The organism is Arthrobacter sp. FW306-2-2C-D06B, assembly GCF_021789175.1.
Lineage (GTDB): Bacteria > Actinomycetota > Actinomycetes > Actinomycetales > Micrococcaceae > Arthrobacter.
In genome coordinates, this window is sequence record NZ_CP084560.1 from 3,593,033 (window position 1) to 3,611,134 (window position 18,102).

Annotated in this window: 16 protein-coding genes; 3 read left to right on the plus strand and 13 right to left on the minus strand. The window is 64.8% G+C overall.

All coding sequences use genetic code 11. From position 1 onward, the window contains the following. Positions 1 to 42: 42 nt before the first annotated feature. The 9 genes from LFT47_RS16760 to LFT47_RS16800 all read right to left on the minus strand — a co-directional run bounded on the left by LFT47_RS16760 (position 43) and on the right by LFT47_RS16800 (position 10,757). Positions 43 to 1,083: an LLM class flavin-dependent oxidoreductase gene (locus LFT47_RS16760; RefSeq protein WP_236812427.1), complete on the minus strand. Its 1,041-nt coding sequence runs from the start codon at positions 1,081 to 1,083 to the stop codon at positions 43 to 45. Positions 1,084 to 1,139: 56 nt separating this feature from the next. Then, positions 1,140 to 2,090 (minus strand): ABC transporter permease, encoded by a 951-nt coding sequence (locus LFT47_RS16765; protein ID WP_236812428.1) that lies wholly within the window; start codon positions 2,088 to 2,090, stop codon positions 1,140 to 1,142. Beyond that, entirely contained in the window at positions 2,080 to 2,817 is a 738-nt protein-coding gene (locus LFT47_RS16770; RefSeq protein WP_236812429.1) for an ABC transporter ATP-binding protein, read from the minus strand. The genes LFT47_RS16765 and LFT47_RS16770 overlap by 11 nt, the downstream gene beginning before the upstream one ends. Positions 2,818 to 2,926: 109 nt before the next feature. Continuing rightward, on the minus strand, positions 2,927 to 4,081 hold the full coding sequence (locus tag LFT47_RS16775) for an ABC transporter substrate-binding protein (protein WP_236812430.1): 1,155 nt from the start codon (positions 4,079 to 4,081) through the stop codon (positions 2,927 to 2,929). Positions 4,082 to 5,110: 1,029 nt separating this feature from the next. Beyond that, positions 5,111 to 6,523 carry a sulfate adenylyltransferase subunit 1 gene (locus tag LFT47_RS16780; RefSeq protein ID WP_236812431.1) on the minus strand — a complete coding sequence of 471 codons (1,413 nt, stop codon included), beginning with the start codon at positions 6,521 to 6,523 and terminating at the stop codon, positions 5,111 to 5,113. After that, positions 6,523 to 7,470, minus strand: a complete 948-nt coding sequence (cysD, locus tag LFT47_RS16785) for a sulfate adenylyltransferase subunit CysD (protein WP_236812432.1) — start codon at positions 7,468 to 7,470, stop codon at positions 6,523 to 6,525. The genes LFT47_RS16780 and cysD overlap by 1 nt, the downstream gene beginning before the upstream one ends. Beyond that, positions 7,467 to 8,183 (minus strand): phosphoadenylyl-sulfate reductase, encoded by a 717-nt coding sequence (locus LFT47_RS16790; RefSeq protein WP_236812434.1) that lies wholly within the window; start codon positions 8,181 to 8,183, stop codon positions 7,467 to 7,469. Before LFT47_RS16790 ends, cysD begins: the two co-directional genes overlap by 4 nt. Next, positions 8,180 to 9,925, minus strand: coding sequence for a nitrite/sulfite reductase (locus tag LFT47_RS16795; protein WP_236812436.1), 1,746 nt, complete (start codon positions 9,923 to 9,925; stop codon positions 8,180 to 8,182). Before LFT47_RS16795 ends, LFT47_RS16790 begins: the two co-directional genes overlap by 4 nt. A 133-nt stretch (positions 9,926 to 10,058) precedes the next feature. Then, a complete protein-coding gene (locus tag LFT47_RS16800; protein ID WP_236812437.1) occupies positions 10,059 to 10,757 on the minus strand; it encodes a sirohydrochlorin chelatase in 699 nt (232 codons plus the stop codon). A 63-nt stretch (positions 10,758 to 10,820) separates the two neighbouring features. Here LFT47_RS16800 and LFT47_RS16805 point away from each other — a divergent pair, with 63 nt between their 5' ends. Both LFT47_RS16805 and LFT47_RS16810 read left to right on the plus strand, forming a co-directional pair. Further along, positions 10,821 to 11,492, plus strand: a complete 672-nt coding sequence (locus tag LFT47_RS16805) for a trimeric intracellular cation channel family protein (RefSeq protein WP_236812439.1) — start codon at positions 10,821 to 10,823, stop codon at positions 11,490 to 11,492. Positions 11,493 to 11,505: 13 nt separating this feature from the next. Continuing rightward, complete coding sequence (locus LFT47_RS16810) at positions 11,506 to 11,928, plus strand: hypothetical protein (protein ID WP_236812441.1); 423 nt, start codon at positions 11,506 to 11,508, stop codon at positions 11,926 to 11,928. A 120-nt stretch (positions 11,929 to 12,048) separates the two neighbouring features. Here the strand turns inward: LFT47_RS16810 and LFT47_RS16815 are convergent, their stop codons facing one another. From LFT47_RS16815 to LFT47_RS16830, 4 genes are all read right to left on the minus strand, one after another. Beyond that, positions 12,049 to 12,690: an endonuclease domain-containing protein gene (locus LFT47_RS16815; protein ID WP_236812442.1), complete on the minus strand. Its 642-nt coding sequence runs from the start codon at positions 12,688 to 12,690 to the stop codon at positions 12,049 to 12,051. A 537-nt stretch (positions 12,691 to 13,227) separates the two neighbouring features. Then, positions 13,228 to 14,331, minus strand: a complete 1,104-nt coding sequence (locus LFT47_RS16820) for a polyprenyl synthetase family protein (protein WP_236812443.1) — start codon at positions 14,329 to 14,331, stop codon at positions 13,228 to 13,230. A gap of 9 nt (positions 14,332 to 14,340) precedes the next feature. Then, positions 14,341 to 15,684, minus strand: coding sequence for a geranylgeranyl reductase family protein (locus LFT47_RS16825; RefSeq protein WP_236812444.1), 1,344 nt, complete (start codon positions 15,682 to 15,684; stop codon positions 14,341 to 14,343). Between the two features lie 22 nt (positions 15,685 to 15,706). Next, the gene (locus tag LFT47_RS16830) at positions 15,707 to 16,483 is read right to left on the minus strand and encodes a demethylmenaquinone methyltransferase (protein ID WP_236812445.1); all 777 of its coding nucleotides are present in this window, start codon (positions 16,481 to 16,483) and stop codon (positions 15,707 to 15,709) included. A 92-nt stretch (positions 16,484 to 16,575) separates the two neighbouring features. Between LFT47_RS16830 and LFT47_RS16835 the strand changes: the two genes are divergently transcribed. Next, positions 16,576 to 17,934, plus strand: coding sequence for an isochorismate synthase (locus LFT47_RS16835; protein WP_236812446.1), 1,359 nt, complete (start codon positions 16,576 to 16,578; stop codon positions 17,932 to 17,934). The last annotated feature ends 168 nt before the right edge of the window (positions 17,935 to 18,102 follow it).

Below are 18,102 nucleotides of genomic sequence, written 5' to 3' on the forward strand. Positions count from 1 at the left end.
GGTCCGGAAACACCAGTTCACGCTAGGTAACCCGGCGTCACATTACGCCTCAGCGCTGGGCGCCTCCCAGCCAATCGCCGGAGCCACGTATTTGGCGATGTTGCCGAGCAGCTTGACGTTGTAATCCACCCCGAGTTGGTTGGGCACGGTAACCAGCACGGTGTCCGCAGCCTGGACCGCGGCGTCCTGCGCGAGTTCCGCGGCCAAGGCATCGGGTGGGCCGACGTAGCTCTTGCCGAACCGCGACAACGCACCGTCGAGCATGCCCACTTGGTCGCGGTTCTCCACCTGGGCGCGCAGCCCGAAATAGTGTTCGTCCTCGGCGTCCACCACGGGAATGATGCTGCGGCTGACCGAGACCCGCGGCTCAAAACCGTGTCCTGCGGCTGCCCATGCCTCCCGGAACATGCTGATCTGTTCGGCCTGGAGCTGGTCGAAGGGAACTCCCGTGTCCTCGGTGAGCAGGGTGGAGCTCATGAGGTTCATGCCTTGTTCCGCAGCCCAGACGGCTGTCTTGCGGGTGCCGGCGCCCCACCAGATGCGCTGCGGCAGCCCGGGCGATGTCGGTTGGATCGGGAGGAGGCCACGCCCGCCGCCCATGAAGGAAGGATCGGCTTCGGCCACTCCATGGCCCGCGATGGCATGCCGGAATACGGCGGTGTGGCGGCGGGACATCGCGGCGTCGTCCTCACCCTCGGCTGGCGTGTAGCCGAAGTACCGGGCGCCGTGCAGGGCAGGCTCGGGTGAACCACGGCTGATGCCCAACTGGAGCCTGCCTTGGCTGATGAGGTCCGTGGCCGCGGCTTCTTCGGCCATGTACAGCGGGTTTTCGTAACGCATGTCGATCACGCCCGTGCCCATTTCGATCCGGTTGGTGCGTGCCGCGATGGCCGCCAACAAGGGGAACGGCGAGGCTTGTTGGCGGGCAAAGTGGTGCACGCGGAAGAAGGCCCCGTTGATGCCCAGTTCCTCGGCCGCAACCGCAAGGTCGATCCCCTGCAGCAAGGCGTCGCCGGCCGAAGGAGTGCGCGAGCCTTGGACGGGTCCCCAATGGCCGAAGGAAAGAAAACCGATTCGTTTCATGCCCGCATCAACCACGGGGTGGGCCCGGGAATTCCTTAGCGCGTGCTCCCGGCGCCTTAGCGCGTGCTTCCGGCCAGCAGGCCGCGGCGGAGCAGGAGGCGGCGCTCAATCGGAGCGAAGACCACGAGCTCGATCAGGATGCCCACAAACAGGATCGCCAGGATCGCGGACATGACCGTGGCCATGTCGGACAAGGTGCGGCCCTGGTCCAGGAGCGAACCGAGTCCGAAGCCGATGGTGCCGCCGACAGCGATGATTTCCGCGGCCATGAGCGAACGCCAGGAGAACGCCCAGCCCTGCTTGAGGCCGCCAAGGTATCCGGGGAGGGCCGCTGGCAGGACGATCTGCAACGCCATCTGCAGCCGCGAGGCCCCAAGGACCTTGCCGACGCTCCGGTATTGCGGCGGAATCTGGTCCACCCCGGAAATCAACCCGTTGATGATGGACGGGATGGCACCCATCAGGACGACAAAGTACACAGTGCCGTCCGAGAGTCCGAACCAGATGATCGCCGCCGGAACCCACGCCACGGATGGAAGCACCTGGAGCCCGGAAATGAGCGGTCCGAAGGCGCGGCGCAGCGGTTGCACCTGAGCGAGGAGCAGGCCCACCGGAGTAGCCACGGCGACGCTGATGAGGAAGCCAATCACGCCGCGCTGAAGTGAGGTCCAGACGGCTTCCTGGGCTTTGCCTTCGGCCCACAGAGAACCGAACTGGCTCAGGACGTCGAGCGGGCCGGGAACCTGGTCGCGACGCTTGAAACCGAGGGAGACGTAGAACTGCCATGCCAGGATGAGGACCAGGAGCGCCGCGATCGGGAGGATGACCCGGGTCCAGTCGATGCGCGCCTTGCGGTGGGCGTCCGACTGTAGCCTGTCCAGGCCGGCTTCGAGGTCCCGGAGTTCGTCCGGGTTTCCCTTGAGGGACGGCGAGGTGATGTGGCGGGACTGCGGAGCTTGCTCGACGGTTTCCCCTTCGGCAAGCCGGGTCTCTTGTTCAATTGGCATGGCGGCGGATCTCCTCGCGCAGGCGGCGGGTAATGGTTCCAGTGAGCTCCCCGGCGCGGCCGGCGTCGGTCCGGTGTTCCTCGGTGACGTTCCACTCGGCTACGACCCGTCCGGGACGGGAGGACAGCAGCAGGACGCGCTGGCCGAGCCTCACGGCTTCGCGCACGTTGTGCGTCACGAACACGATGGTGCGGCCCGTTTCCTTCCAGATCCGCTCAAGCTCGTCGTGCAGAAGGTCACGGGTGATGGCGTCGAGCGCGGCGAATGGTTCGTCCATGAGCAACAGCTGCCGGTCCTGGGCCAAAGCGCGGGCCAGGGCGACGCGCTGCCGCATGCCGCCGGAGAGCTCGTGCGGGCGCTTGTCCCCCGCGCCACCCAAGTGGACGAGGTCCAGCAACTCGCCTGCACGGGCAGCACGCGACGCTTTGCTCAGGCCCCCGGACTTGTCGGCGAGCTTCAGCGCGAGTTCGATGTTGCCGCGGGCAGTGAGCCACGGGAACAGCGCTGAATCCTGGAACATGAAGGCGGCACCGTCACTGGGCACCTCCAGGGCGCCCGACGTCGGCTGGTCCAGCCCCGCGAGGATGTTCAGCAGGGTGGACTTGCCGCAGCCGGACGCACCCAGCAGGGCGACGAACTCGCCTTGCTGGATGGTGGCGTTGACGTCGTCCAGCACCGGGGCGCCGTCGCCGAAGCGTTTACCCAGGTGTTCCAGTACGACTGGCATGGTCCCGTCCTTCGTTCGTTTCGTTGTTGAATTCCCAACTGACTCGCAGTTGTTGTCGTTATGAGGCCTCAAAACGACACTTACTGCGAGTCAGTTGGGCCTTGGCGGTTCAGTCTTGGCCCAGTCCTGCGGCCGAGGTCTTCTGTCCCGTCACGCTGTTGAGGGCGCGGAGGTCGAAGATGCCGTTGATGTCGGCCGGTTTGGTGATGCCGGCGTCGACGCCGTCCTGGAGGAGCTTCTTGTAGGTTCCGGCGAGCGGGTCCACGGTGAAGGTGATGTTCTTCAGCGAGCGGTCGATGACGTCGGCCGGGAGCGTGCTGCCCGCGGTCGCCTTCAGTGCGGCGTTGATGGCGCTGGCCTTGTCAGCGGCCGAGGCGGTGTTGAGCCAGTTGACCGAGGCTTCGTGGCCTTGGAGCAGGGCGGTCACGGTCTGCGGGTGGTCGGCAGCGAACTTCTTGCTCACGATGAGGATGGTGGTGGGGAACTGGCCCTTATCCCACAGGTCCTTCTCGTCCACGAGCACCTTGCCTCCGGCCTGGAGCGCCAGACGCGAGGCCCACGGCTCAGGCAACCACGCGCCGTCGAGCTTTCCGTCCTGGAAGAGCTTGAGGGTCTGGGCGTTGTCGGTCGGGTTGATGGCGACGTCGCCTCCGCCGTTCGGGTTGGTCTTCAGTCCCTGCTTGCCGAGCCAGGCGCGCAGTGCCACGTCCTGGGTGCCGCCGAGCTGCGGTGAGGCGAGGGTCTTGCCCTTGAGGTCCGCGGCCGAGTTGATGCCGGGCTTGACCACCAGCTGGGCGCCGCCGGAGGCTGCGCCGGCGATGATGCTGATGGATGCGCCCTTGCTCTGGACGAAGGAGTTGATGGCCGGGTTCGGGCCGAGGTACGCGGCGTCGATCGCGCCGGCGTTGAGTGCCTCGATGGCGGCCGGTCCGGCGTTGAAGATCTGGGTAGTGAGCTTGGTGCTGCCCAGCTTGCTGGCGAAGATGCCCTTGCTGACGCCCACCAGCGCCGGGGCGTGGGTGACGTTGCCGAAGTAGCCGAGCCGGAGTTCGGCGGCGGGGGTCGTTGCCGCCGCTGCCTGGGTTTCATTGTTCTTCGCGACAACCGATGCCACTGCGGCGCCGGCGCCGATCAGCAGGACGAGTCCGACGGCGATGCCGATCTCAAGCGTGCGGCGTCGCTTGGGCTTGTTGGTTTCACCGGCGACGATGCGGGTGCTCCCCGGGTTCGAGGCGGGCGGTGTGGGTTCTGGGGTCTTTGACATGTTGATCCTTGAAGTGCGTGGAGGGGCTGGGCGTCTGTCAGGCCCTGCGACATCGCCCCGGGAGGACAGGCACGGACCAATCCGAAGAGGTCATGGATTCACCATAGGGACTGTCATATTTGCCCTTCAACGCCCCGGAAACTCTGGGTCACGCACGTTCATGCGGCGTCACAATTGGGCGTCGTCTCTAGACAGCCATGAACTCACGCTTTCTTGTCGGACGTGGATGGCATCGTGTCCAGCACGGGCACCTGCCCGACGTCGACACAGGGAAGTTGGGGCAAATGTACGTATGTGATTGTGGAAGAACACCGCCAGATGACTACAGTTTCTGCGGCTGCGGACAGCCCATAGTGCAGGCTCCGACCCCGGGAACAAGCCCAAGGTCAACGCGTCTAGGCAACAACGTCGGTGGTGTGCAAGCGGGACGAGACATTACCGCCCGCCAGATCATCGTCGGGAAAGATCCCTCGGACCCCTATGAATATCGGACGCACATTGCTAGGAAGTCTCAGAAGCGAAGCGTGCTACCAGACAATTGGGTAGCCGCAGTTGCAGGTATCTGCACCATCGCATCATTTCTATTGATGGCATTCCCTCCCGATAGCGTACCTAGTGGACTGGCGCTCCTTTATCCAACTCTTGCTGGAATCGGATTCATCCTGTTCGCTGGGTTCGGCTACCTTCGCCTGGTGTTGCAGCCCGGCCAAGTCTTGGTCCGCCCCTTCGGCAGCGAGCGTCCAATTTACGAGAAGGCTTCGGACGGGACTGTATTTTCAACATACTTGGAGGCTGACTGTATTTGGTGTGCCTCAAACGGACTAAACAGCAAAATGGCAATCCGCCACGTCAACAACGAAATCGTCTGGGTTTGCCGAACCAATCCATCCCAACACCGTATCGGCTTTGATCCGACGTCCGTTGGCCCTTAATCGAGACAGCAGACACAAAAAACCGCAGCGTGTTTCCCATCCCGGGCCTTGAAGGCGGGGTTTGGGAAACAAGCTGCGGTTTTCACTAACCACCAAGTCAGATGACGTAACGTTCGTCCTCGTGGTCGCCTGGGTGGTCCTTCACCAGGCCGGCGGCCAGGGTGTTGCCGTCCACGGGGTCGATCACCAGGAACGCACCGGTGCGGCGGTGGTGCAGGTAGTTCTCCAACGGCAACGGCGCGGCCAATCGAAGCTGGGCGTTGCCGATGTCGTTCAGCTCAAGGCTGGAGGCAGCCTCCACGTTGAACGTGGCCAGATCCAGTTTGCCCGTCACATTTCGGACGAGCGCCTGGACGGTACGGGTCCCGTGCTTCACAAGCACCTTGGCACCTTCGCGCAGCGGTTTCGGTGAGAGCCAGGCCAGCGCCGCGTACAGATCTGCCGAGCTCTCGCGCACGGTCCCTGCTGCGGCAATGGTGTCACCGCGGGCGATGTCGATTTCATCGGCCAGGCGGATCGCCACGGACTGCGGAGCGGTAGCCTCGGCCAACTCGCTGCCGGCGAAGTCGATCCCCGTCACGGTGGTGATCTTGGGCTCGTGGCCCGGGCTCAGGACGGTGACCTTGTCGCCGAGCTTCACGGTCCCCTCCGTGATCTGGCCGGCGTAGGCACGGTAGTCGCGGTACGCTCCGACGTCGAGCCCGGCGGCCACGGCGTCGGGAGCCAGCGCGCCCTGCGGGCGGATGACCAGCTGGACCGGGAAGCGGAAGCTCTCCAGGTGGCTTTCGAGCTCGTCGGCGGCCGGAAGGGTTTCGAGGACCTCGAGTAGGGCCGGGCCGCTGTACCAGGGAGTGCGGTCCGAGCGGTCCACGACGTTGTCGCCGTCGAGCGCTGACACCGGGATGACCGCGACGTCGGCAATTCCGTCGCTGCCCAGGCCAAGCTCACGGGCAACCTTCTGCACGTCCGCCTCGATTTCGCGGAAGACCGACTCGCTGAAGTCCACGAGGTCGATCTTGTTCACGGCGACGATCACGTGCGCCACGCGGAGCAACTGCAGCACCGACAGGTGGCGGCGGGTCTGCTCCAGGACTCCCTTGCGGGCGTCAATGAGCACGACGACGGCATCCGCAGTGGACGCGCCCGTCACCGTGTTCTTGGTGTACTGCACGTGGCCGGGGCAATCCGCGAGGATGAAGCTGCGGCGGTCGGTGGCGAAGTAGCGGTACGCGACATCGATGGTGATGCCCTGCTCCCGCTCGGCACGAAGGCCGTCGGTCAGGAGGGCGAGGTCGATCGCCTGGCTGCCGGTGGCACCGGCTCCGCCAAAGCCACGGTCCGCCGATGTGCGGGCAACGGCGTCGAGCTGGTCAGCAAGGATCGCCTTGGAATCGTGCAGCAGGCGGCCCACCAGGGTGGACTTGCCGTCGTCGACCGATCCAGCGGTGGCGAAGCGGAACAGAGTAGATTCGCGCAGGCCGGTCTCCAGGAGTGAAGTCTCAGTGCTCATTAGAAGTAGCCGTCCTTCTTGCGGTCTTCCATGGCTGCCTCGGAGATGCGGTCATCTGCACGGGTGGCGCCACGTTCGGTGAGAGTGGATGCGGCAACTTCGACAACGACGTCGGCGACCGTGCGGGCGTCGGAAAGAACGGCGCCGGTGCAGGACATGTCGCCCACAGTGCGGTAGCGCACGAGCTTCGTGATGACTTCCTCGTGGGGTTTCGGCATGGAAACCTCGCCGACCGCGCGCCACATGCCATCGCGTTCGTAGACCTCGCGCTCGTGGGCGTAGTACAGGCCGGGCAGCTCAATGCCTTCGCGCTCGATGTAGCGCCACACGTCCAGCTCGGTCCAGTTGCTGATGGGGAACGCGCGGACGTGCTGGCCCACGGTGTGGCGGCCGTTGTACAGGTTCCACAATTCGGGGCGCTGGTTGCGGGGATCCCACTGGCCGAATTCGTCGCGCAGGCTCAGGATGCGTTCCTTGGCACGGGCTTTGTCCTCGTCGCGGCGGCCGCCGCCGAAGACGGCGTCGAACTTGTTCCGCTGGATCGCATCCAGCAGCGGCACGGTCTGCAGCGGGTTGCGGGTACCGTCGGCACGCTCGGCAAGTTCGCCACGGTCGATGAACTCCTGCACGGAGCCGACCACAAGCTTCAGGCCCAGGCGCTCCACCGTGCGGTCACGGAAATCGATGACCTCGGGGAAGTTGTGTCCCGTGTCCACGTGCAACACGGGGAACGGCACCTTGCCCGGCCAGAACGCCTTCGTGGCCAAGTGCAGCATCACCACGGAGTCCTTGCCGCCGGAGAACAGCAACGCAGGCTTCTCGAACTCGGCAACAACCTCACGGATGATATGGATTGCCTCGGACTCGAGGGTGTCGAGGCTGGAAAGGCGCTCACGGGTTTCCAGCACAGACAACTCCAGGTCCTCGTTGGTGATTTGGGTACTCATACGTGTAGTCCGCATTCTGTCTTGTCGGTTCCTGCCCAGCGGCCGGAGCGGGGGTCCGCTCCCGGGGCCACTTTGCGGGTGCAGGGCTGGCATCCGATGGACGGGTAACCCTGGCTCAGGAGGGGGTTGACGGGAAGGATGTTGTCTTCGGAGTACTGGACCAGCTGGTCAAAGCTCCAGTCGGCCATCGGGTTGACCTTGACCAGGCCGTTGGTTTCGTCCCACGTGATCAGCGGTGTGTTGGTCCGGGTGGGGGCCTCGTCGCGGCGGACACCGGTGAACCAGACTTCGTAGCCGGCGAGGGTCCGGCGCAGCGGCTGGACCTTGCGGAGCGCGCAGCACTGGGCGGCGTCGCGGGCAAACAGATCCTTGCCAAGAAGGCGGTCCTGCTGCTCCACGGTGTTCTCGGGGAGCACATCCACGATGTTCACGCGCAGGTTCGCGGCGACCTCGTCCCGCGTGGCATGGGTTTCCGGGAAGTGATAGCCAGTCTCCAGGAAGAGGACGTCGACGCCCGGAAACTGGTCCGCGACGAGGGCCGGCAGCACGGCGTCGGCCATGGAGCAGGCGACCGCGACGGCGGGCAGTTCGAAGTTGCGGGCCACCCAGGCGATGACGTCGCGGGCGGGCGCGTTCCAGCCGAGTTCTGCGGCACCGGATTCGGCCAGGGCCTTGAGTTCCTCGTGGGAGCGGAGCTCGGTTGTGGTGGTCACTGGAGATCTCCTTCATCTGCGGAGTGTGCCCATTCGGCGAAGGTCTGGCCTTCGGCGCGGTCGGCCACGAACTTCCGGACTACCCGCTCAACGTAATCGGGCAAGTCCTCGACGTAGACCTTGAGGCCGCGCACGGTGCGTCCGAGGCCTGCTTCTTCGCGGCTGGACGAAGCCAGCCCGCCGCCCAAGTGAACCTGGAAACCCGGGGTGGGATCGCCGTCGGGCGTTGGCAACATCATGCCCTTGAGCCCGATGTCCGCGGTCTGGATGCGGGCGCAGGAGTTGGGGCAGCCGTTGATGTGCAGGGACAGTGCTTGCGGCAACTGACCGCTGTCCGCAAGGTCGGCCAGGCGGCGTTCCAGTTCGGCGACGGCGGTGGCTGCCGTGACCTTGGTTTCCACGATGGCGAGCTTGCAGAACTCGATACCGGTGCAGGCGATGGTGCCGCGGCGGAAGACGGACGGGCGGGCGGAGAGGCCCAGGGTGTCAAGCTCGGCCACGAGCTGCTCAACCTGCTCCTTGGCGACATCCAGCACAACGATCTTCTGGTGCGGGGTGGTGCGCAGGCGGAAGGATCCTCGGGCTTCGAGGGTGTCCGCGAGCTTCACGAGCTGGCTCCCCGAGAGGCGTCCGGCCAAGGGTGTGGCGCCGATGAAGAACTTGCCGTCCTTCTGCTCGTGGATGCCGACGTGGTCGCCCGGTGTCGAGGGCTTCGGGGCTGCGGGGCCGTCGGAAAGCTTGAAGCCGAGGTACTCGTCCTCGAGGATCTGGCGGAACTTCTCGGGACCCCAGTCGGCCATGAGGAACTTCAGGCGAGCCTTGGTGCGCATGCGGCGGTAACCGTAGTCGCGGAAGATGCTGGTGACACCGAGCCATACTTCGGCGGCTTCCTCGGGCTTCACGAACGCACCGAGCCGCTTGGCGAGCATCGGGTTGGTGGAAAGCGCGCCGCCCACCCAGAGGTCGTAGCCGACGCCGAGTTCGGGGTGGACCATGCCGACCAGGCCGAAGTCGTTGATCTCGTGGACCACGTCCTGCGAGGGGTGGCCGGTGATGGCGGTCTTGTATTTGCGCGGCAGGTTGGCGAGTTCGGGGTCGCCGATGAAGCGCTCCGCGAGTTCGTGGATCAGCGGCGTGGGATCGATGATCTCGTCCTTGGCAATGCCGGCAACCGGGGAGCCCAGGATGACCCGCGGGACGTCGCCGCAGGCCTCAGTGGTGGACAGGCCGACGGATTCGAGGCGGCGCCAGATTTCCGGCACGTCCTCCACGCGGATCCAGTGCAGCTGGATGTTCTGGCGGTCGGTCAGGTCGGCGCTGCCGCGGGCGAAGTCCACGGAGATCTGGCCGATGACGCGCAGCTGCTCGGTGGTCAGCGCGCCGCCGTCGATCCTCACACGGAGCATGAAGTACTTGTCCTCGAGCTCGTGCGGCTCAAGCGTGGCGGTCTTGCCGCCGTCGATCCCGGGCTTGCGCTGGGTGTACAGGCCCCACCAGCGGAAACGGCCGTGCAGGTCCGTGCCGTCGATCGAGTCGAAGCCGTGCTTGGAGTAGACAGACTCGATACGCTCGCGGACGTTGAGCCCGCTGTCTTCCTGCTTCCAGGTTTCGTTGGCGTTGAGCGGCGCGGTGCCGTCAACCTTCCATTGGCCGTGGGGTTTAGCGGCAGGACGGGCGGTGCGGGCCGGGCGCTTGGGTGCAGCCTCGTCCGCAGACGCTCCGGCTAGAGCTGTATCAGTCATGCATCGACTGTAGGGCTGGCCCGAGAGGCGTAACAAAGGTCCGGGAAACGGAAAGTCACCTAGGGAAACATTTCGTCACGAACCGCCGTCGGGCCTTGTTCACCCGGCCGCGCTGTGCATTCGAAAAACCCGCTCAGGAGCTGGCATCAACCACCGCGTCGTAGCGTTCCAGGGCGATCTTCGCGAGCACCGGAGAAGGCAGCAGCGGTGCCGTCACGACGTCGGCTCCGGCCTTGGACAGTTGGTCGTGGAAGTAGCCCGTGGCCAGCAGATACGAGGAAACCACCACCCGGCCACCGTCTCCGGTGACTTCCGCGCGCAAGGCCGCGACGCCGTCGGGCACGTTCGGCTCGGCACTGGCGCCATAGGCGACGCGCACCTTGTTGGGAAGCAGCCCGGCGAGCTGGCGCGCCTGCTCTTCCGAATCGACGGAACCGTCCGGTAGCGACGAGCCCGCGGCGGCGAGCAGGACGCCGTCGTCGTCGCGCAGGCCCGAGTCGCGCAACCGCGCGGCGAGCAGCTCCGCGAGCCGCGGATCCGGCCCCAGCGGCGGCGCCGCGGACACCTCCGGGCGGGACTTGATCGCCTTCGGGATGTCCACCTTGACATGGTAGCCGGTACTGAGCAGCAAGGGAACGACGACGGCGGGCGTGCCTTCCGGGAGGCCGGCCACCACGCCCGACAACTCGGGTTCCTGGACGTCGACGTAGGCCTCAACGACGGTCAGGCCGGGCCGGAGCGCCTCGATCTCGGCCATGACCTGGCGGATAGCGGCTTGCCCTTCGACGTTCCGGGTTCCGTGGGCGCACGCGATCAAGACGGGGCTGTTCATGCGTGCAAGCGTAACGTTGGGCGAGCATGATCGCCCGTCTGTGAACGAAGAATGGAGCTGCATTTGTTCACTTTTGACCTTGCGCTGGTATGGCTGGATCTGGCCGGCGTCTTCTTTTTCGCCGTGTCCGGATCCTTGCTCGCGGCCAGGAAGCAGTTCGACATCATCGGCTCAGTTCTCTTGGCTTCGCTGGTTTCCCTGGGCGGCGGTGTCATCCGCGACATCGTCATCAATGCCGGCCCTCCGGCGGCGTTCACCAACCCGGTCTACCTTGTACCGCCCCTGTTGGCCGCGATCCTGGTGTACTTCCTGTTTTCGAGCATCCAGCGCTTCACGTCCCTCTTGACCCTGTTCGACGCCGGCGGGCTGGCCCTGTTCTGCATCACGGGGACACTCAAGGCACTGGCCGCCGGGATGAATCCGGTGGCTGCAATCCTCTTGGGTGTCACCACGGCCGTTGGCGGCGGCTTGCTCCGGGACATCACGGCCAACGAAATTCCCACCCTCTTCAATGCCCGGGATCTCTACGCCCTGCCAGCCTTCACGGGAGCCGCGCTGACGGCACTCCTCTGGAACATCGGAGCCTTCAACGGACTTTCGGCGGCCCTGGTTGCTGCCTGGGTTTTCGCCTTCCGGGTAGTGGCTTGGCGCTGGGGTTGGCGGGTGCCTTTGGCGGTCCGGGGATGGCACCGCGCCGGGGTCTCCCCAGGCGCCGATTCACGTGGCCGCGATTAGCTAGGATGGGAGCATGACTGACATGTTCCTCGAGAAATTCCGCGCGCTTGTACCGAAGTATCTCGAGGACGAATGGCAGGAAGAAGATGGGCTGTCCGCCACTGAGCTGGACGAAGCCCTGTCCGCCCACTCGTTCACCATTCCCATGGTGCTGCGCGAGTTCTACCTCGCGCTCGGTGGCTGTGAGGACCTCATGGAGGCTTACCACTACTTCTGGGACCCGGAAGAGCTCGAAGTGGACGACGAAGGCTTTCTCATGTTCCTGGAGGACGAGGAAGAGCAGTTCACCTGGGGCTTCCGCGTAGGCGACCTTGGCGTCCCGGATCCCATCGTCTGGCGCCGCAACAACGCCCGCGGCCAGTGGAAATCCGAAGAGGGCACGTTCTCCGAGTTCGTGTTCGACATGTTCGACTGGGCCTTTAGCGACGAAGACTAGGGGTTTGCTGGGAGGCCGGAGCTTTCTCCCCACCTTTGGGCTGAGTCTCGCTCCCGATCCCCTTGTTTCCGGGGCTGTTCTTTCTGCGCCTGGCCTGCGCTTGGCCAAAGCCGGGGAGTTTCAGCGGCTTTTTTGGCGTAGGACCTGGAGAACCTCGGCAAGCACGGTTTCTGGCTGATACACAATCTGCGAATAGTCGTATCTAAGAACCAGAAAGCCTTTCACCGTTCCTGCGTTATTGCGTCGCCGATCCTTCTTGACCTGCCGAGGCTGCAGGTGGCTCTCCCCGTCTACCTCCACGATCAGCTTGCCCTCCAGCAAGAAATCCACAATGCCTATTCCGGGCAATTCGACCTGCGTCTCGGTACGGATCCCTGCATTCAGGAAAAGTATCCGCGCCACAACCTCGATCGGAGAATCTGCCGAACCGTCGACCAGTGAGAGCACCTTTCGGGCCGCCCCGTTCCGGTTGCCGGGTAGCCTTTCACGGAGGTAATCAAGATTGGTCCGGCCTTGGAGGAGAGCACTTTCCACCATGATGGCGGCCTCAATTTCAGGCAGGCACCGGAGCGAATGCAGCAGAGTGTCTGTCAGGCTGGCCACGGGACGAATGTGCCGAGTTTCCAAAACTGACTCACGGTGGACTACAAAATCCTTGGCATTGCCGTGCTTGCACAGCAAATGGACGGTCCGGGGTTCGTGCAAGACCCAGATGCCATGGTGCCGGGAGATGACGCGGTCGGAGAAGCCGGCCTGCTTCACCGTGGAGGTTCTCGCAGCGGAGCCTGCGTAATTCAGGAAGCCAACGAGGTCCATACTCCAGCAGTGTGGCGATGCCGCTGAAAGGCCAAAGTTTCGCTATGTGGACAACTGGCAGGCGCCGAAACTCCCCGGCTTTGATCGAGCTGCAGGGATTCCGACGCCGAGAATCCAGGCCTCGGGGTCCAAGGGGCTATCAAAGGTGGGGAATTTACGACGCAGAAGTCCCGACAAACTACAGAAAAGCCTTTGACCGGGGAAGTTGCACCCGTGACAAAGTTGTCATATGCTGTAACCGGATTCACTAAATGCCTCCGGTGAGTCTGATGCGAACGGAGATTATGGTCCCGGTTCGTTGCAGCGCGTGACTCGTAGCGTTGCAAGGAACCGGGGCCATTGCATTTAAGCCCGTCCCCGCCCAACTGACTACGGGGGTGGGCCCACCACGCCGCCCCCCTGAGCCCAACTGACTCGCAGTTGTTGTCGTTATGAAGCGTCAAAACGACAACAACTGCGAGTCAGTTGGGTCTGCGGTGGGGACTAGCTGGCGCGCTCCACCACGGCGTGGGCGAAGTTCGTGAGCGACTCCTTGACCACGCCTTCGGGCAACGGCTTCAAGGCTTCGATGGCGTCAGCAGACCACTGGCGCGCAATCACCCAGGATTCGGCGGTGACGGGATGCTCGCGGAGCCCGGCCACGGCCAAGGCCAGCGCCTCATCGGAGGACAAGTCACCGTCTACCAGCTTCAAGAGTTCGACGGCGGAGCGGTCACCATTGTCGGCAGCCTTGCGGAGCAGGAGCACAGGCAGAGTGGGTACGCCTTCGCGGAGATCCGTGCCCGGGGATTTGCCGGACTTGACCTTGACGCCCGTGACGTCGATGACGTCGTCGGCCAGTTGGAAGGCCACGCCGACCTTCTCGCCGTATTCCACCAGCACGTCCTCGAAGGCTTCGTCGGCGCCGGCGAAGATGGCACCGAGCTGGCCCGAGGCCGCAACCAAAGAGCCGGTCTTGTCGGCGATGACGGAGAGGTAGTGCTCCACCGCGTCCTCGCCTTCACGCGGGCCCACGGTTTCGTGCAGCTGCCCGAGGCACAGGCGCTCGAAGGTGCGGGCCTGGATTCCCAGGGCACGCGACCCGAGTTCGGAGACCAGGATCGAGGCGCGGGCGAAGATCAGGTCACCTGTGAGGATCGCCACTGAGTTGCCCCAGACTTCGTGGGCCGTGGGGGCGCCGCGGCGGTAGGGCGCGGAGTCCATCACGTCGTCGTGATAGAGCGTTGCGAGGTGGGTCAGTTCAACCACGACGGCGGCCTGGACCACTTCCGGCCGGGAGGCGTCGCCGAGGTGGGCGCACAGGAGGGTCAGCAGCGGACGGATGCGCTTGCCGCCGGCTTCCACCAAGTGACGCGACGTTGCGTCAGCCAGGGGATCCGAGTTGGCGATTGCTTCGCGGAGCTTCTTTTCCACGCGGGCAAGGTTAGTGGTGATGGCAGGACCCAGCTCCACGTCCTTGGCGATGGCCGCAAAACCGGCAGGAAGCTGCAGGCCAGTGGCGATCGCGGTGGTGGTGGGAGCGGGTTCGACAGCGTCCGGCAGGCCGTGCCCGGCGTGCGTCCAGCTGTGTTCGGCAGAGTGAGTCACGGGTTAACCCTAACTTTTCACGGAGGAAAGCGTTGATTCGGTGCCGGCGCGGGTGGAAGCGGCGGTGGACGTGGTGTTGGACGTGGCCGGGACCAGCATCTCGAGGACGCGGATCGCGCGGTCCTCGAAACCCTTGGCCGACGCATCCGTGAGGTTCGCGAGCATCCGCACCACAAAGCGCATCAGCACCGGAATGGGCATGCCCGTCCGTAGCGCGAGTTTCATCACGGCGGGCTTTCCGATGAGGGCGGCAAAGACACGGCCCAGGGTGAAATGTGAACCCCACTGGGCCCGCAGGTAGTCCGCGTACCGCGAAAGGTGCGCGTCGGCGTCGTCGGCCGTCCATCCCGCGGAACGGGAACGCGAGGACGCGTCGATAATGAACTCGGCCGCGAAGCGGGCGGACTCCATGGCGTAGGAAATGCCCTCTCCGTTGAACGGCGAAACCATGCCGCCGGCGTCGCCCAGGAGCATGAGCCCCGGCGAGTAGTGCGGGGTGCGGTTGAAGCCCATGGGCAGTGCGGCGCCACGGATCTCCCCCACCTGGTTTTCGGGTGTGAAGCCCCACTCGGACGGCATTCCGGCGGTCCATTCGCGCAAGACCTGCTTGTAGTCGAGCTTGCCGAATTCCTTGGAGGAGTTCAGGATCCCGAGGCCGACGTTGGACGTGCCGTCGCCGACGCCGAAAACCCAACCGTAACCGGGCAGGGGCTTGCCGGACTTGCCGGGGAGCTCAAGCCAGCCTTCCATCCAGTCGTCGTCGTGGCGCGGCGAGGTGAAGTAGGTGCGGACGGCGACGCCGAGCGGGCGGTCGTCGCGCTTGTGCATGCCGAGCGAAACGGCGGTGCGGGTGGAGTTGCCGTCTGCGGCGAGCACGACGTCGGCATGGAAGTCGCGCGTTTCGCCCGTCTTGCGTCCGGACTCGTCGAGCAGCGCGGCGCGCGCGCCGATCACGCGGCCGGCGTCGTCGCGCAGGGCTTCGGAGACGCTGTGGCGTTCAAGCACGACGGCGCCCGCCGACTGGGCGTGCCGGGCCAACTCCTCGTCGAACCCGAGGCGCGTGCGAATGAGTCCGTACGTGGGAAAATCGGCGACCTCGGGCCACGGCAATTCAATGGTGCGGCCGCCGGCGATGAGCCTGAGCCCCTTGTTCCGGCGCCACCCCTCGTCCTCGGCGTGCGGGAGGCCGAGCTTCTGGACTTCGCGGACCGCGCGGGGAGTGAGGCCGTCGCCGCAGACCTTCTCGCGCGGGAAGGCGGTCTTTTCCAGAACCGTCACGGAAATGCCCGCCTGGGCAAGGTAGTACGCGGCGGTGGACCCGGCTGGCCCTGCGCCGACTATCAGTACGTTCACAGCGTCCTTGTTAATAGGCCGGTTAGCGGGACTGATCGCCGGCTTGGCGGCGCGGCTTGATCTGGCGGCGCAGCTTCGCCACGGGAACGCTTTCCCGGTGTTCGGCACCGGGCTTCTGGGCGCGGTGCACCGCGACGATGCCGCCGCTCAGGTTGCGATAGTTGACGTCCGTCCAGCCGGCTTCCTGCAGCCATGCGGCCAGGTGGTCCTGGTCCGGCCAAGCGCGGATGGACTCGGCGAGGTACACATAGGCGTCCGGGTTGGAGGAGACCTTGGTGGCGATGGCGGGCAGTGCTCGCATGAGGTATTCGGTGTACATGGTCCGCCAAAGGGGCACCACCGGGGCCGAGAATTCGGCGATGACCAGGCGTCCGCCCGGCTTGGTGACGCGGAACATCTCCGCGAGGGCCTTGTGTGGTTCGTTGACGTTGCGCAGGCCGAAGGAAATGGTGCACGCGTCGAAGGAGTTGTCCGCGAAGGGCAGCTTGGTGGCGTCCCCGGCAACGAAATTGATGTCGGGGCGGCGGCGCTTGCCGACCTTCAACATCCCGAGCGAGAAGTCGCAGGCCACAACGTCCACTCCGGCGTCGGCGTACGGTTCGCTGGATGTGCCGGTACCGGCGGCGAGATCCAGGACCCGCTGGCCTACCCGAACATCCATCGCATCCACGACGACGCGGCGCCAACGCCGGGTCTGCCCCATGGACAGGACATCGTTGACGACGTCGTATTTGGGGGCGACATCATCAAACATCGTCGCAACTTCGTCCGGACGCTTTTCCAAGGATGCTCGGTTCACCCTGCAATTGTCTCAGACAAATATGGGAAGAACTTTCGGGGCGCTCCGGCCAGCACGGCTACCGTGGCCCGCGGGAGTAATGTTGTTCCATCATGACGAGTACGCTCCGCACCTTGACAGTCCCCCTCGATGTTGATTCATCCTCCGGGGGACTGCCGTCATTTCTGGTTCGGGACGACGTCCTGTGCTGGTCCCGCCGCGAGAACGGACTGGTGGGCTTTGGCGAACTCGCGCGATTCACCGCTTCCGGGCCCGATCGCTTTCTCGAGGCCGACATCTGGTGGCGCCACCTCGTCATCGAGGCCGACGTCACGGATCCCCTCGAGATCCCCGGCACCGGCCCTGTCGCTTTTGGCTCCTTTGCCTTCTCCAAGACCTCCGCCTTTGAGTCCCGCTTGATCCTTCCGGAAATTGTTGTCGGGATCAGGGACGGGCAGTCCTGGCTCACCCAGTTGACGCTCGACGACGTCGAACTCACCGAAGCGGGTGCCCTCGCCGCCCTGGCCGGCTGGCTTAGCTCCGGCGTCGGGCACCCAACTAACTCGCAGTTGTTGTCGTTTAGAAGGCCCATAACGACAACAAGTGCGAGCCAGTTGGGTGATGGGAAGGTCACGCTGGAAAGCGGTTCGCTGAGCGAAACCGCCTGGAAGCAGGCCGTGGCCGACGGCGTCGCGGAAATCCGGACCGGAAAGCTGGAGAAGCTGGTCCTGGCGCGCGACGTCGTGGCGACACTGCCCGACGGCGTCAACGCCGCCAACGTGCTGCGGCAGCTGGCCGGCCGTTACCGCGAATGCTGGACGTACGGCGTCGACGGCTTGGTCGGCGCGACGCCGGAAATGCTCATCCAGGTGGAGGGCCGCACGGCACAAGCGCGGGTCCTGGCCGGCACGCTGGACCGTCGCGACGCCGAGGGGTTGGACGGCTCCCCCATGGAATACGCCGAACGCGTGCTGGCCGGTTCCGAGAAACAACGGCACGAGCACGAGATCGCCATCCAATCACTGACCACGCAGCTCGCACCCTTTTCCGAAGCCATGAACGCCCACAGTGAACCGTTCATCCTGGAGCTGCCCAATGTGTGGCATCTGGCATCGGATGTGAAGGCCGAGCTTGCCGATATCGAGGGACATGTCCCTACGTGCTTGGCCCTGATCAACGCGCTTCACCCCACGGCCGCAGTGTGTGGCACACCTACTTTGGTTGCCGGGGAACTGATCCGGGAGCTTGAACACATGGATCGCGGGCCGTACGCCGGTCCGGTCGGGTGGCTCGACGCCGCGGGGAACGGCGAGTGGGGCATCGCGCTGCGCGGCGCGATCATCGAGAGTCCTACAACCGTGCGCCTGTATGCGGGCTGCGGGATCGTTGACGGCTCGGTTCCCGATGCCGAGCTGGCGGAGACCTGGGCCAAATTCCGGCCGATGCTCGAGTCCCTGGGGATCAGCAGCTAAGCCCCGAACCCGAGGATTCCGTTCGAAACCTGCCCTCCCAACTGTCTGGGGTGCGAGACAATAGCCAAGGTGGGGGTCTTGATTTTTTGCTTGGTAGGTTATCCAATAGTAAAACTTAGTTTTCTGTGACGCACATCTCATGTTCGGCGCTACACTATGAACCGATTA

Excerpts from the sequence above, each read along its gene's own strand:
- LFT47_RS16760 (WP_236812427.1), bottom strand. The coding sequence starts at position 1,083 with ATGAAACGAATCGGTTTTCTTTCCTTCGGCCATTGGGGACCCGTCCAA.
- LFT47_RS16765 (WP_236812428.1), bottom strand. The coding sequence starts at position 2,090 with ATGCCAATTGAACAAGAGACCCGGCTTGCCGAAGGGGAAACCGTCGAG.
- LFT47_RS16770 (WP_236812429.1), bottom strand. The coding sequence starts at position 2,817 with ATGCCAGTCGTACTGGAACACCTGGGTAAACGCTTCGGCGACGGCGCC.
- LFT47_RS16775 (WP_236812430.1), bottom strand. The coding sequence starts at position 4,081 with ATGTCAAAGACCCCAGAACCCACACCGCCCGCCTCGAACCCGGGGAGC.
- LFT47_RS16780 (WP_236812431.1), bottom strand. The coding sequence starts at position 6,523 with ATGAGCACTGAGACTTCACTCCTGGAGACCGGCCTGCGCGAATCTACT.
- cysD (WP_236812432.1), bottom strand. The coding sequence starts at position 7,470 with ATGAGTACCCAAATCACCAACGAGGACCTGGAGTTGTCTGTGCTGGAA.
- LFT47_RS16795 (WP_236812436.1), bottom strand. The coding sequence starts at position 9,925 with ATGACTGATACAGCTCTAGCCGGAGCGTCTGCGGACGAGGCTGCACCC.
- LFT47_RS16800 (WP_236812437.1), bottom strand. The coding sequence starts at position 10,757 with ATGAACAGCCCCGTCTTGATCGCGTGCGCCCACGGAACCCGGAACGTC.
- LFT47_RS16810 (WP_236812441.1), top strand. The coding sequence starts at position 11,506 with ATGACTGACATGTTCCTCGAGAAATTCCGCGCGCTTGTACCGAAGTAT.
- LFT47_RS16835 (WP_236812446.1), top strand. The coding sequence starts at position 16,576 with ATGACGAGTACGCTCCGCACCTTGACAGTCCCCCTCGATGTTGATTCA.